At 53.4% G+C, this 14,050-nt stretch carries 19 protein-coding genes; all 19 read left to right on the top strand.

The window, feature by feature from the left end:
* The first annotated feature begins 847 nt into the window (after positions 1-847).
* The 19 genes from RBH33_RS11920 (at position 848) to RBH33_RS12010 (ending at position 14,029) form a co-directional block, all read left to right on the top strand.
* Complete coding sequence (locus tag RBH33_RS11920) at positions 848-2,059, top strand: hypothetical protein (protein WP_306732423.1); 1,212 nt, start codon at positions 848-850, stop codon at positions 2,057-2,059.
* 141 nt (positions 2,060-2,200) lie between these two features.
* Entirely contained in the window at positions 2,201-2,749 is a 549-nt protein-coding gene (locus tag RBH33_RS11925; RefSeq protein WP_306732424.1) for a thermonuclease family protein, read from the top strand.
* 150 nt (positions 2,750-2,899) lie between these two features.
* The gene (locus RBH33_RS11930; RefSeq protein ID WP_306732425.1) at positions 2,900-3,244 is read left to right on the top strand and encodes a hypothetical protein; all 345 of its coding nucleotides are present in this window, start codon (positions 2,900-2,902) and stop codon (positions 3,242-3,244) included.
* A gap of 134 nt (positions 3,245-3,378) precedes the next feature.
* Complete coding sequence (locus RBH33_RS11935; protein ID WP_306732426.1) at positions 3,379-4,224, top strand: winged helix-turn-helix transcriptional regulator; 846 nt, start codon at positions 3,379-3,381, stop codon at positions 4,222-4,224.
* A 193-nt stretch (positions 4,225-4,417) separates the two neighbouring features.
* A complete protein-coding gene (locus tag RBH33_RS11940; protein WP_306732427.1) occupies positions 4,418-5,140 on the top strand; it encodes a hypothetical protein in 723 nt (240 codons plus the stop codon).
* A 103-nt stretch (positions 5,141-5,243) separates the two neighbouring features.
* Entirely contained in the window at positions 5,244-5,453 is a 210-nt protein-coding gene (locus tag RBH33_RS11945; RefSeq protein WP_306732428.1) for a hypothetical protein, read from the top strand.
* A gap of 91 nt (positions 5,454-5,544) precedes the next feature.
* Positions 5,545-5,985 carry a hypothetical protein gene (locus tag RBH33_RS11950; protein ID WP_306732429.1) on the top strand — a complete coding sequence of 147 codons (441 nt, stop codon included), beginning with the start codon at positions 5,545-5,547 and terminating at the stop codon, positions 5,983-5,985.
* A complete protein-coding gene (locus RBH33_RS11955; RefSeq protein WP_306732430.1) occupies positions 5,975-6,682 on the top strand; it encodes a hypothetical protein in 708 nt (235 codons plus the stop codon). Before RBH33_RS11950 ends, RBH33_RS11955 begins: the two co-directional genes overlap by 11 nt.
* A gap of 123 nt (positions 6,683-6,805) precedes the next feature.
* Positions 6,806-7,543: a hypothetical protein gene (locus RBH33_RS11960; RefSeq protein ID WP_306732431.1), complete on the top strand. Its 738-nt coding sequence runs from the start codon at positions 6,806-6,808 to the stop codon at positions 7,541-7,543.
* Between the two features lie 91 nt (positions 7,544-7,634).
* Complete coding sequence (locus tag RBH33_RS11965) at positions 7,635-7,985, top strand: hypothetical protein (protein WP_306732432.1); 351 nt, start codon at positions 7,635-7,637, stop codon at positions 7,983-7,985.
* A gap of 114 nt (positions 7,986-8,099) precedes the next feature.
* Positions 8,100-9,104 carry a hypothetical protein gene (locus RBH33_RS11970; RefSeq protein ID WP_306732433.1) on the top strand — a complete coding sequence of 335 codons (1,005 nt, stop codon included), beginning with the start codon at positions 8,100-8,102 and terminating at the stop codon, positions 9,102-9,104.
* Positions 9,105-9,252: 148 nt separating this feature from the next.
* Complete coding sequence (locus RBH33_RS11975; protein WP_306732434.1) at positions 9,253-9,537, top strand: hypothetical protein; 285 nt, start codon at positions 9,253-9,255, stop codon at positions 9,535-9,537.
* A gap of 116 nt (positions 9,538-9,653) precedes the next feature.
* Positions 9,654-10,217: a hypothetical protein gene (locus RBH33_RS11980; RefSeq protein ID WP_306732435.1), complete on the top strand. Its 564-nt coding sequence runs from the start codon at positions 9,654-9,656 to the stop codon at positions 10,215-10,217.
* Positions 10,218-10,356: 139 nt separating this feature from the next.
* Positions 10,357-10,722 carry a hypothetical protein gene (locus RBH33_RS11985; protein WP_306732436.1) on the top strand — a complete coding sequence of 122 codons (366 nt, stop codon included), beginning with the start codon at positions 10,357-10,359 and terminating at the stop codon, positions 10,720-10,722.
* Positions 10,715-11,674, top strand: coding sequence for an AcrVA2 family anti-CRISPR protein (locus RBH33_RS11990; protein WP_306732437.1), 960 nt, complete (start codon positions 10,715-10,717; stop codon positions 11,672-11,674). The genes RBH33_RS11985 and RBH33_RS11990 overlap by 8 nt, the downstream gene beginning before the upstream one ends.
* 144 nt (positions 11,675-11,818) lie before the next feature.
* Complete coding sequence (locus RBH33_RS11995) at positions 11,819-12,118, top strand: helix-turn-helix domain-containing protein (RefSeq protein ID WP_306732438.1); 300 nt, start codon at positions 11,819-11,821, stop codon at positions 12,116-12,118.
* Positions 12,115-12,456, top strand: a complete 342-nt coding sequence (locus RBH33_RS12000) for a HipA N-terminal domain-containing protein (protein ID WP_306732439.1) — start codon at positions 12,115-12,117, stop codon at positions 12,454-12,456. The genes RBH33_RS11995 and RBH33_RS12000 overlap by 4 nt, the downstream gene beginning before the upstream one ends.
* Positions 12,449-13,435 (top strand): HipA domain-containing protein, encoded by a 987-nt coding sequence (locus tag RBH33_RS12005; RefSeq protein ID WP_306732440.1) that lies wholly within the window; start codon positions 12,449-12,451, stop codon positions 13,433-13,435. Before RBH33_RS12000 ends, RBH33_RS12005 begins: the two co-directional genes overlap by 8 nt.
* Positions 13,436-13,462: 27 nt before the next feature.
* The gene (locus tag RBH33_RS12010) at positions 13,463-14,029 is read left to right on the top strand and encodes a hypothetical protein (RefSeq protein ID WP_306732441.1); all 567 of its coding nucleotides are present in this window, start codon (positions 13,463-13,465) and stop codon (positions 14,027-14,029) included.
* The last annotated feature ends 21 nt before the right edge of the window (positions 14,030-14,050 follow it).

The following is a 14,050-nucleotide window of genomic DNA, read 5'->3' on the forward strand; positions in this document are numbered from 1 at the left end:
AGCCGGGCTAGAGGCTATTGAGGCGTTCGCAAAGGGCGAGATCCCAGGATTGCCCGAACTAGCTCAGGCTATAGAGGCTATAGAGACGAAGGAGCGGGGAGCGGCATAATGGATTATCCGACAGCACTACCTTTAATGTTACGGTTTGTGGACGATGTGAATAACCGTATGGCTGGCCCGATGTGGCGGTTTAGCTACCCCGTGAGACAGGAAGAGTTCGTTATTCATTGTGGGCGCATACTTGAGCGTACCCGTCCTTGTTGGGCGCCCGATATGTCAGTGTCAGGTGATGCTGTTCCCAGGAATAAAGGTGCCGCTTTGTATTGGCTGTGGAGGGAGACGCTTTCCGTATACCTGCGCCGTAGTGATGAGTCGCTAGATCGCCTAGTAAGCGCTATCGATCCCGAGCTTCGACCGCAGAAGCATCCTGTTCGTGATCTTGGGGACATGGTAACGGCAATCCTAGATGCTGCTTTTAGCAAGGACCCGATTTTACCCCCCTTAATCTCATTGAGTCGTGCTTTAGGGGAAACCCCTGAGTCAATTACCTATGGGCTTTTCGTGAGAACGACTCTTACCGCTTTTCGCCAAACAATGGTAAATCGCCCACTTTCGCCTACCTTTACTTATCGAACGTCGGATGAACGTCTCGGGTGGGATGATGTGCACGTAGCCTGGTCGGCGGCTCAGAGGCTCAATATCACTAACGACGATTTCTTTCAGGTGTTGTACAACTCGTTGGAGCGCGCTTGGGTGACCTTATCTACCCAATCCGTTGCCTCACCGGGTCGGTGTCATTAGTTTTTTAGCTGGTCAATGGACCATTTTTATAAAGAGGGAAGTAACGATGAAGATAATTAAAGTAGTCGGATTGTGTTTGGCAACTGTACTGCTCACTGCTTGCGGCAGTTCAAGCTCTAAGGAAGACCCGGCAGTAAATAATCCGGGTGTTGATCCTACGGATCCCACGAATATTGGTACAAGTGAACCGGGAGAGGATTCGTTAAGTGAGGAAGTGACATTGCCAGATGGCACTGTTATCGAGCGTCCTCGCTTAGAGGATATTGACCCAGATAACGTCCCGGTAGAGATGGAGGAAGAGTATGATAATTGGGTGTTCGACACTTACAATCTTCGCGATCCACGAGGTAATGTCTACGAGTTTGTATTGATCGACGAGGATGGGGTAGAGTCTCGTCAGTACTTGGTATTTAACTTCGCAAACGATTCGTACGACAGCGAAGTTACAGGTTTCGCTTTGACAGATTCTGGAGAGTGCTACTCTCGGCCTACCGCAGACAGTCTAAATGGTCCTCTTCATGGCGCGGTACTGTCACCGCAGGAGGATAATCCTGACGCGTTTGAGATGCGACTAAATTTGCTAGACACATATCTAGCTGATGAGGATGGAGACAAAAACTGGCAGTTGCAGTGGATTCCAGGGAACAACGGCCTCATACATGAAATAAAGCTGATCGACAATGATGGAAATGTAGTTGCTGAAGTTACGAATGAAGAGCCAGCCTTGGTGCATTCTCTGGAAGATGCCGGTGTAGAGAGCACCATTCGGGTACCGTTTGAGCCGGCAGAGGATATTTACGCAGAGGATGTGGTTAACAACCTCTGCCCATCGGAGGTTGTTTCACCGGTGGTCTTCGGCGGTTTTGATGTTGAGTATGAAGGTCATGAAGAAGGTGAGGTTGAAAGCCTTTCATTCGATTATGCTGCGTTTATGGATTTGTCGATAATGGCGAATGTTTTCTTCCATTCCCCTATTGATGCTGAAGTTGATGATTCTTACGCTTTTGTAGGTTTCGTAGAGTATGAGGACGAGGATGGAGTGTGCGTTTCTCCTGAGTTTGTCATTGAATTGACTCACGACTACCGTTCGGGTGGGGTTTTCGGAGAAAATAGCTGGAGCGGATCTCTCAATACTAGAGCGCCTATTGTCTTTACTCTTGATGATGATGGTGCGATATCCGAGTCTTCGGACCCGCAGGTAGTTCTTTCGTCCACCGATGTGACATTCGATGAGTTGACCGAGCTTTTGTGCGACTAAAGTCTGATAACACAGAACCATGTAGATAGGGCGCTACGGCGCCCTAATCTTTAACTAAGCGACCGACAGACTTACCATTAAATCGCCCCCGAATTTAGGGGCACCGCAGCGGCGGAACCGCGATTATTAGGATACATAGCTATGTTTAATGTCTTTTTTCGTCTCAGCACACTTGTCTTTGCACTCTTCGCTTCCACCATTGCTGGAGCAGCGGATCAGCCGCTACCGGTTCGATCAACCGGTGTTGTGACATGGGTTGCCGATGGGGACACCTTTCGTTTTAAAGCTGATGACCCTGCCGCTTTTGAGGCTTTACGCGTTGTGGCCAGGCAGAAAGACCGGCAGACAGCACGAGATTTAAGGGTTAACGATCGTTTTTGGAGTGACAACAGCTTTCTTGTCCGAGTGGCCAATATTGACACTGAAGAGAGCCAGCACCCGGATTCCTCGCGCAACACCCAGGCTGGCCGGGAGGCCGGGGAGTACGTTAAGGGGCTTTTGCAAGGCGTAGCCGCCACCGTAGAGTGCTACGATATCGGTTACTGGGGACGCCCGATATGCTCCCTATGGACAGAATCGTTCGAGCTGGGTACCCATTTGATAGAACAAGGCTACGCGGATTACGAGACCGGCTTCGGCCGGCACCCCACGATGGACACTCACTACCGCCGGGCAATGCAGTCACGCTAAAGAACAACTATCGGTCAGATTGGCCACCGACCCGGCGGAACCGGGAATATCTTAGGAACTCGACCTATGCAACTTTTTAACGCTTCCGCTAAAATCACTTCATTTTTCTCAAACTGTGCCCGCAACAGGGGCAGATCATTGGAGACAGTTATGTCAGATCAACACATCGAAGAGGAACTTAACGAGCCCATGTCCAAGATTCGGCTGGACTTGGATGTACGCCGGTCGGTGAAGGGGCGGATCCTGGAGGCCTCAAAGCGTACCCCAAATGTGAAATTCAACTCCTGGGCCTTAAATACCCTTATCTCAGCGTCTCAAACGGCTCTGGACGGAGAGGGTTTCTATCTATCGACAAAAGGCGGCCAGCTGGTTGTAAAAGGTAACGAGTTTTCCATCCCGCTGCAGACTGACGAGGCCACGGCGAGGGAATTTGTGGATTTCTTGAACGTCGCTATTGGCCAGGCCAACAGCGCCAGGGTAGCGGGTAATACCTAGTTTGGGCTCAGTTTTGTGGATAGTCTCGGGTTATTCGTGCTTTACTCGCTTTCAGTGTGTTACTATAGGTATAGTTCGGCCATAGAGCCACCGATCCGGCGGAACCGGAATGTAGGAATAGGAGGATGCATGCCATGCACTCTATTGGATATGTCAATTTTGCTGAGGTGAATACAGACTCAGCGTTTGATCAGCAAAGCACTGAGGATCCGGAAATGGCTACCCAAAAGCAGCCTAGCAAAACTAAGGTTCGGTCAACACGACTGTCCGCTGGGTTAACCGTGGCTGAATCAGCATCGATTATCGATAAGGCACCTCGCACCTGGCGCGCCATCGAAACCGGCACCTTTAAGATGCAGGCAGACGATTGGGCTACCTTTTGCAGTGAGATAGAGAGACGAGCAGAAAGCGGCGAGCTGATTGTTGCCAATAACGACTGGGTGCCGGTCAGTGAGGCGGCCCGGTTTCTTGGTCGATCCCGCATGTACGTCGCCCGCCTGGTCGATCAGGAAAAGGTGCGGCGGAAGATGAAGAACCCCCAGTTGGCGCTGTATAACAAGTCGGATCTGCGCAAGGTTAAAAAGGCGTTGTCGTCTAAAGACAAGGCTGTGGTTAAGGCCGAGTCAAAGCACTATAGTCGCGACGAAACCATTGCTTTGGTTGGTAGCCTTTCTCGCCTGGAGGCGTTAAGGGACGCCGGGCATTTGGCGCCCGTCAAGGATGCCCCAGGAGTGTACTTCAGCCGCAGTGATGTGGACTCTTTGGTCGAGCGTATTGAGAAAGAGGAGGCGCTGCTAACCACCAGTGAAGTGGCCACCGAGCTTGGTATAACTCGCCAGGGGGTGTCAGCAATGCTAAAGCGTATGGAGGAGCGGGGGGAAACCGACGTAACTCCGGTGGTTACTGTGTTTGGTCGCCAGCGATTTACTGAGGAAATGGTCTCGATTTTGGCTGACAGAAAAGCCACTTCCGCAACGTAGTCATTAAGACCAGCAGAGAGGAAAGTCACCGCTAAAACCCCCTCATACACAACGTCAATTTTGGGTTAGCGGAATTGTTTGACGATCAAGAACCGCAAATTGCTTATGTGTTTTTAATGGTGTAACATAGGCATATAGGCTGAACGCGCAGCCACCGATCCGGCGGAACCGGGATAGTTTGAGGTGAGTATCAATGCCTTTCAGTAAAGACCAGTTTTCAACTTTAGTCTCGGCATCCAAGCGGAAGCAGTTCAGTAAGACGTGCTCAGTACCCGCTTTGTTTAGCCCTAGCGCTTTCGGGGAGACTTGGACGCCAGAAACTGTTGAGTGTCGCATCCAGGAGCTTAGAGACAGTGAGCCGGCTTCGAAGTCTTTAGAACACGGCCCCCTAGAATCCTATTTGCTGGGTGGTGTCGTGGGAGAGGACGTGTATGAGCCGGGCGACCTAATCGTTCGTAATGATAATATGTCGGCGGGGCTATGCGTCTATGGGCGCTGGGCTTCGCATACAGGATACCGGAGCTTGCTAGGCAATACCGCTGAAACACCTGAACAGTTGTACCAGCGAGCACAAGCCGCGCCTTTTTTGGTTGGTCCTGCAGATGCAGAGTGCTGGCCGGTACTGAGAGATAGCTGGGTGTATAAAGGTGCCCTTAGTATTCGTCTTTCTGACTGGCACTCGGGAGAAGTGGCGTTTGTGCTGCATGAGCTAGCTGGCTTGGTGCTGGAGTGTCCGATTAACAATTTCTGGGCATTCGACAAGTCAGTCGAAAAGGCTCAGATTAGGCGTTTAATAGCGCCCATAGTGACGAAGGGGACTCGTCTAGCGGATGAGGCCAAATTGGCCGAACAGATCCGGCGCAGTGATGTGGCAGATGAGCTGTTGGGTAGCCGCCTCCAGGCTTCACTGATTTAAAGGCCTATCATTGCTTTGTTTGTCATAGGTGTGCTATTATAGGCACTCTGGCTGAGTGATCAGCCACCGCCCCGGCGGAACCGGGACTAGAAAGGAAAACACTATGTCTAATTTGTCCACACCTGCAGTTACCCCGGCATCAGCCGAGCCAACCATTTATCAGCGTCAAGGCTACGCTAACCGTCGCGAATACCTTGAGTGTTTGGCTGAGGAATACGGTCACTCAAAGGACGACGTTTTTGCGCTGGCGTCGGCGCTGGGGCCAAGCGAAGATTTTGACGGTCTTGTGACTACCCTAGAAGAAGGGTTTTAAGTAGCCACGTTCAATCTGCCGCCTTTTGGGGCGGCGGATACTCTAAACAATAACCGACCCGGCGGAACCGGGAAAGATCGAGGATATGACCATGGGCAAAGCCACATACAATCACGCGTTTTTACTTCAGTTTTCTGTTAGCGGCTCTCTGGATAGTGAAGCAAAGGATGTTACTCCCGCAATGCTTTCCAAGGGGCTTTTAAATCGCATGAGCGATATGCACGTTAACAACGAGTGGAAGTTAGGGTGCGAAAACGTGCAAGATTCCTACGAGGAGGACGGCTCCTGTTTACCTTCCCACTACACCGTTATTGGATTCCATGAGGATTCTGGCCAGATTGTGGCTCATCATGTCGAAGCGCTGAGCGAACTTTCAGCGTTTACCGCCGCTGCCCACCTAGCTCCGGGTATGACAATGATTGTCGCTTTACCCGGCCACCATAGTGAGGAAACGTGCCTGATTTTTCCCGGTGAATCCGGGGTTGAAGCTGAAACGGTTCTGGAGCAGCCGGAGGTGTTCGATGAAGACTAGTCGCGGGGAGGGGCGTCATGTCGTAGTGATGCGCCGCCCACTGGATAACGGCGTCGGTTCAGTGTTTATCGCTGAATCCGACAAGGGTCCGCTGGGGCACTGCAATGTGTTTCATGGCTATGGTTGCGGAGTCTACTCCACGGACCTGATCTTACGCCTGCAGGCTGAGGGTCGAAGGGTTCGCCAGGAGCACTGTGTCTTTGAGATTGAAATGGATTGCTTGGCGACGGGCGTCGCTTTAATGGCGCAGGTGATCGAGCATGCGCAAAGCGCTGGCGGCGATCTGGTGACGGTCGGGCTCTACCGCGAAGCTTACGAGGAATTCTTTCCTGAAAAGCCGACCACCACTTGGTTAAAGCAGATCGTGCAAAGCGCGGGGTTTGAGGCCGCGCCCGGTACCGAGGGCAGCGCAATGATGTTAGTGCTTGAGGCGCCGGATATGCCTGAAGTGGAAGATGTGGAAGAGCCGGAATCACCAACGGCTCTACCTGGTCGGCTTATCCGTAATCCGGGCAACCCTAAGCGCTTTGCGGAAGTTATGGCCGCGACCGCCGATAACATAGAGGCGCTGCTGGCCAAAGGCGCACAAGCGTTGGCTAAAGAAGGGTATGCACCGAGCGATATTTCTCAGCTTGAGCAAGAATCGTTCACGGCGCGCTTGTGGGCAGAGCAGTACACCCATGGTCGAGTGCATTAAGTGTGGGTGTTTTCCCAGGGGGGAATGCTGTTGTGTTTACTTGTTTAAGTGTGTTACGATAGGCATATAGGCTGAACACGCAGCCACCGATCCGGCGGAACCGGGACATGAAAGGAGCAAGGTATGACAATCGTTGATTCTGCAATTCTGACTGCGTTGAATTTGGCCTCTGCCTATCAGATCGATGGTGGGCCGCTGTTGGGAGAGTTCGACCTTGATGAAGACGAGCGAACCGTCACATTTACGTGGTTGGAGAACGACGGAGAGTTTTCGGAGACAGTATCTTTATCCGCTTTGGAGCAGAGCATTGTGGATGCCACCACCGGTAGCATCACGACTACCAATGTTGATGGTGAGCCGGTCACGATCGTTTTGCATTCGTTTTCAGTACCGGCAGCACTGGCCAACTTGGCCGAAGTGAAGCCGCAACCGAGCGCCGCGCCTCGACCCATATTGTGCGAGTGTCGCTGTGCCGACACTTTTGCGGAGCTTACCCCTACCCACGTAGTACTTGTCTTAACCGAGGAGCTTCAAGCGCGTATCCACCAGCTCAGAGAGGCCCGTCAGAACCTTGAATGTGGCTCCATAGTGGAGTTCGTAGACGAAGCTGATTGGCTGGACTTGGAGGAGTTGGAGCTGACAGAGAAGGACGTACACCCCCAATATTTGGTCGATTCTCTACCCACCTGGCAAGGCAATGACCGCCTAGCGACCGCTCCTACGAGTATGTACGTCACTCACACCGGCATCATCTTTGTGTCTCGTCGAAAACACGACGAGGACAATGCTCGGGTGAGCACAGCAAAGATTCCATTCTCGGCCCTGGCCAGTGATCGGTGCTATTTCCCGCTTCAACGCTGATTCCTTGGGGGTGGATTACCCCCATAATCATTAATATGGCCGTGTTACCGGCCCCGACCCGGCGGAACCGGTAATAATGAGAGGTGTTGGAATGCGTTTTCGTACATTAGTGATGCTCGCTTTGGTGGTTTTGACGGTTATTGAAATTGGCTACTTGTTGCACTTGCACGATCGCGGGTATGAGTTCGAGATTTTGGATTTTGGGTGGCTGGGTGCCCTGTTGCTTGTGTCAGTGTTGTTGTTGGCCCTATTGGGGCGATCGCTTCGCCTGTATCCCTATGGCTGCGGTAGAGCGGAGCGGATCGTGGCGGACTTCCCTGGTACAAAAAAAGGCCTCGCACGGGCGTGTGAGCGGATGCGTAGAGACCCGTCCCTGGGCCTTCTGGAAGCCTCGGGTGGCCGTATAAGGCTTACCGACAGTCCAGAAAGGGAACAAAGGTAGGCTCGCCTCGCTCGTGACAGTGCCGCCTTGGCAGGCTATTATTGCTGGGCTGTCAGTTACGAGCGAGCATGCGCGCTTGGAGTCAACTCGTTATTGACAACGTAGGAGCTAGTCATGCTCAAGAAGCATATATTTACCGTTATGACCGCCGCAGCCTTGGTTGGGTGTGGAGGAGGAAGTGGTGGGGGTGATGTTGCAGAAGACTTAGGCAAAGATCGAACCGGTCAGTTCTCACACGATGTTGAGGGGTTGCGCTACACCAGCGTTGCGCCCAACGGCGTGTTGTTCGAGGGCCGAACGGGCCGATGGGGTGTGTACCGTTACGCTCAAGGCGACACGGTGACGTTTTTTGCCGGGGACTTCCCGATCGGCAGTATCGAGGCGCGCCCTTATGTTAGTCCCGCACACTTTGATCTGGCAGTCGTGGCCTTAGATTATAGTTTGCCGGAGGTGTTGGACCTTAGCGATATAGAATGTCCCCAAGAGGGGCAGCAGAACGAAGAACCCGCACCAGAACCGACCCCAGTCCCGATTCAATGCGAGCCCTGGTACCCGGAAGAGGGCCTTGAAGAGCGGACGATGCAGGTACTCGCGTTTTTGGACCTAGCGAATATCGATACGCTGAGCACACCGGATAAGCGGATCATCATTGGCCGACGCGACGAAGCCGTAATTGCCGAAGACCTGTTATCTGGCCAGGGAAACCTGCCGGGAAATATGGATATGCTGCGGTTTTTGTCCGAATTGAGTCTGGCCCCGCGCGCGGGAACTTACCCCCAGGCGGCGCTCCCGCAGGACGATTCCTGCCCAGTGAATGGGGAGGTCTCGATCAATGTTGGGTATGCAAGCGGTGGGCAAGATCGCTCCGGTAGCTTATACATAAAAAGCATTGACGTGTGGCGAGAGGATCTTGGCACAGTTGTGAAGATGCTACCTTCCCAGATGAATCAAAGCCGCCATCTATACCCGAGTTTTAACACTGAATTCGCTACACAGAACTATACCGGGCAATTGTCGCTGGCTGTGGCCCTCACAGATCAATCGCAGTTTGAAGGCAGTTTTACCTGGACCGACTCGAACGAGAATTGTAGTGGCGCCATCGGTGTAATCGTCGAGTAAGTCGGACACCGTTCACCAAGCATCCAAGCATCCAAGCATCCAAGCATCCAAGGGGCCTCGGCCCCTTTCGCGCCTGCGGTATTAATTGCCCCTGCTGTGTTTAATGTGCTAGTATAGGCACATATACAAGCAATATAGCGAGGGCCGCATGAAAAACAAAAACACCATAGGCGCGATTTTTTCCGATGCCTTACTCTTTGCAGGATTCGTCCTAGTCATTATTTCCGCAACCCTACTCGTTGCCAGCATTCTATTGGGCTGGAACATCGCTCCGTTCGCCCTGCTCATGTTCGTTACAGTGTTGGGTATGATTGGGCGCGCTATGCACCAGCGCGATAAAATTCATAGCGGTAATGATGCGTTAAGTGTTGACGACCTGAAGGCGAACGCACGGGGCGTATTTAAAGCAGTGTCTGGATTTCTAAAGCATTGACAAGCGCTGGGACTGGCTTCCTACCCGGCGCATCCGGGTAGGTTTACACGTAGTTTTGAGGATTTACCGATATGCAAGAGAGCTATGGTTAACCTAACAGCTTGTGGAGAGCGCTTATGATGATGACTAGACTGATGCAGTGGATAGAGAGCCTGGGAACACCAAGAAGGCTTGTGTGCGCCGTTGGGGCTACAGTGATTGCATTTTTATTAATGCGTGCAACCGTAGAATACGGCGTCTCAATTGCTTTGTCGTCCCCGTCGATCGGTTTAATGGGGGTTTATGTAATCGGCCTATTGATTACCTTTTCGGTGCTGCTCTTTGGTATATTTTGCCTTTCGCGCTTTATACGAACACACCTTAAAGGTAGCAGTGTTAGGACGATGCTCGTTGTTCTTGTCGCCTCGGTCGGAATCGGTGCGTATATCAGTTCGGACTCTGTTCGCGCTATAGCTGAATCCAATCAGCGTTCTGAGGCATTTATCTCTTTATTGGAGACGCTGCAACATTACTCCCTTCAACCAAAGGCAACCATGAAGCCCGTTCATGTCGAACGGGTGAAAGCGGTAGTAGAGCAATGGGAAAACGCTGGTTGTTCAGTAGCGTCTACCCAGCCCACTGGGACTGTTGAATGGGCTAAGGATATTCGTGAAACGATTGTAGCCAAGTGTTGGCAGTAGCATCGAAGTCGCGCTCGGCTGTTCAGAAGAGATAAAACCTGCCTTCAACAATGATGGGGGTGGGATTACAAACGCTACAACCCGACCCGGCGGAACCGGGACAAGTGGGGCTAAGTCTCATCCAGGAGGGAGCGAAATTATGTCTCAGCGTATCGAAAGCGTTACGAACGAAACTAACCGAAACCAACAATTGAGTTTTGCTGAGCGTAAAGCGAGGCGGCGCGAAGAGGCTGCTTTGGTGGCAAAGGGATGGAAGACCCAATGGGTAGTATCCGCAGGCCATTTTGCGCTGCCCAAAGAGTATGAATTGGGTGATTTTCCAGAGAAGTCGGGGGCGGAGGAATTTGCGTTTGCACAAATTGGCCCTTACGCTGGCCATACCGCAGCACAAGTAGCGTTTGCGCGGGTTTTTGAAACCGCGCTCGGTCACAAAGTCCATGTGCCGCAAGCACAAATACGCATCGTAAAATACCTTTGTAGACCCCAGGAAACGCCTGATGAATGATCGCAAATCCGTTAATCGACCCGTCGATCACCTAAACGAGTTGTCTCGCGATCGCCCTGGTGCGTGGGCTAATGTTGATATGTTTCGCGCAGACCGAGGCAAAGGGCTACCTCAGTGGCCCGACTGGTGCTTTATGCCAATGGCCGCTTGGCTTGCGATCGCCTCTGGTGGCCAGACACCTGGTTTAAACGACCTGTTTAACGCATCGCGTTTAGCGGCGATCGGCGCTTGGCGATACAGCCAGGGCATTTACCGTTTTGATGAAGACGCACTGCAGGCGATTGCCGACACCGTTCCAAGTGGAGAAATGCCCTCCGAAGTGCTTTATCGATTGCCGGAATGGAGCGTTTATATCGAGACCCCTGGCCTTCAGTACTTGGGGGAAGACTTACACGGGTTTTGGGCGCACCTGGAGTGGGATGTGAATACCGAGCGGCACGAGTTGCGCCTGCTGCTGGATACGCAGACGTTCTTAGTGCCGGTACCGATGCATCTTGGCAAGTGGACCGTTACCGAGGCGGTCGATCGAGCCTATGCCGAGTCCCGAAAACAGTGGCACCTGACGGGATTGTCCGACTCGATCCTCAAAGCCGAGCCCGACGCCGAAGCGGCAGCGCGGGAATTGTACGGGCTGGTGTCCCTACTGCTCTACGTTTGCTGCGAAGAGCCGGAGATCGACGATAAGCGCGAGCCGGGAGCCTTCCCAGCTCAATCGCGGCCAAAGCGGACCAAAAAAGGGTGGCGCCTGTTCCCGGCAAAGCGGCCCAGGGTGTGGACCGTGGGCGAGACGTTGGGAGAGCGTTTGCGCTCTGGGCCCGGCGAGCTAACAGGGCGGGGCGTCGACGCGCATCTACGAAAAGCGCATTGGCACGGATTCTGGAGAGGCCCGCGCGATGGTCAGAGGCATTTCTCCTATAAGTGGCTCCCGCCAATACCGGTATCGTCGAAATAACCCCTCCACGCTACAGCCAGCTATAGCATATATGCTTTATCTACCGCTATTGCTATTGTTTATGCCTTTTCCTATACTGTTTGCTATAACAGGCGTTAGCATTTGCTAACACCACCACGATATTGAATCTTTAGGTGCATCACCATGACGTTGAGTTCCCAACTAAGCGCGCTAGCCGAGCGCGCCCAGGCCATAGAGGCGGAGCTGGCCGAGGTTCGCCGCCAGTACAGCGCCCCGCTGCAACCGATAGAGGACTTGGCTGAAACGGTGAAGCAGGCCCGCAAGCGCCAGAAGTTATCCCAGCGCGCACTGGCCGATCTGTCCGGAGTTAGCCAGGCAACCATTGTGGGCCTGGAAACCCAGGGGCGCACACCTCATCTCGATAGCGTGTTGCGAGTACTCGAAGCGCTGGGATTGACGTTGTACGTCGGTGGGCAGCGATGAGTGCCGCAAAGAAAGGCCACCGGCGCGGCCGCGTGTACCTTGCCGGAGTGTACGCGGGCGATCTGGAGGAGATCGATACTGGCTATCGGTTCACTTACGCCGACACCTACCGGAAAACTGGCACCCCCATCGGGTACCTGTTTCCCACCGACCGGGTGAGTTTTGAGTTTACGCGTTTCCCGCCGTTGTTTGATAACTTGGTTTCCGAGGGCTGGATGCGGCACACGCATTCCGTAACACAGAAAATCAGTGAAACCGACCGGTTCGGCCTGCTCTTGAACAACGGCGCCGACTTAACCGGCGCCATTACCGTTGAAAAAGCGAAAGACGATGAATAAGCGCTGCAAGATTACCCTTCGGCCCCTGGACGGCAGTGAGCGCACAACCGGGTATAGCCCCCAGGGTTTGCGCGAGCTGTTCGGTACCGTTCAGGTGAACCCGCGTTTGACGTACACCTCCGCTGAGTTCTTTCGCCATGGCGCCCAGGCAACCCGAGGCATGTCCATTTCCGGTGTGCAGGCGAAGCTGTCCCTGGCGCTGGAGCAGGGCGAGTTGGTGCCCGTGGCACGGGGCGGACGCTACATACTCAAGCCCAGCCCCCAGGGATACGCCCACGCCGCCGAGAACGAGCATGCCGCCATGCTGGCGAGTCGCGCGTGTGGCATCAAAACGGCCCGCTGTGGCCTAGTGGTGTTCAGTGACGGGGAGCTGGCGTACCTCACTCGCCGATTCGATCGCGACGAGGCCGGTCGCGCACTGGTGCAAGAAGAGCTGGCCTCTGTGGCCGGTTTGGGCGCCGAGGCGAAATATGAGACCAGTTATGAAGCGCTGGGGAAAACGATCCTGGAGGCGAGCGCCGGTAAGCGCGCCTTGGTGCTGGATTTTTTCACTCGCGTTATGCTCGCTTATGTCATGGGCAATGATGATCTGCACGCAAAAAATATCAGCTTGACGCGCACACTGGATAACACCACCCGCTACTTTGACGCGCTGGCACCGAACTACGATGTGCTGTTTGTTAGCAGCTTCGAGGAAGGCGGTAGTGAGCACTTTCTTGCCTTGGATTTACTGGACGATGGAGAAACACCAGAGTTCGGTGTTTATGGGTACCCCACGGGGCATTCCTTCGCCGAGTTGGGTAAACGCTTGTCGTTACCGCCGCAGGCGATCCAGCGCGCCTACGCGAGTCTTTACAAGGCGATGCCGAAGGTCGAGACCATTGTAAGGAACAGCTTTATGCCAGTGATGATGCAGAATAAAGCGCTCACCGTCCTCCGCGAGCGGTTGGGGGGGGTGGGAAAAGGGCTTGTACAATAACGTGACAGTAATAAGGAACCGTAAAAAATGATTAGCTCCTCCACGCTCGCCTTTATGATCACCGGAGCCGTTCTTGCGGGGGGTATCTCTGTTTTCTCCCTGGTGGTGGGCGCTTCGCACGTAAAGGCCATGCTCAGTAACGCCCAGCCCGGCGAGCAAGTCATCCAGCTTTCTATCAGCCGTCGTTTTTTGTCGCTGGCAATAGCCTTGTGGTGGGCGCTCGTCTTTGGGTTTGTGTGCATGTTTGCGGCCCAAAGGGCGGTAGAGCAGTCGTTCTTGGCGGCGAGCGATGCGGATAGAGCGGGAATGATGGGAAGCAGTTTTCTTTTAAGGCTGGTCGCGGCCGATGATAGGGGAGGGTGTTCGCACGTCTCAAGGCTCGATAACAAACCACTGACCATTCACATCGACTCAGCGTTGGAGCCCAGCGTACTTTGCGGTTTAAGTCACCAGTCGGCCAACATCGACAGGATGAGTGCTTTCGTCAAAGTCGGTGAAGAGTATCGGGTTTTAGCCGGTCGCTGGCCGTTTCATTACACGTTGTCAGTGGATCCGATCGATGATGTGTTGGGAGCCGTTCAAGAACCTGAATAAAACGCCACATTAGACGCTCAC

The organism is Marinimicrobium hydrolyticum, from assembly GCF_030848505.1.
Classification (GTDB): domain Bacteria; phylum Pseudomonadota; class Gammaproteobacteria; order Pseudomonadales; family Cellvibrionaceae; genus JAVDDU01.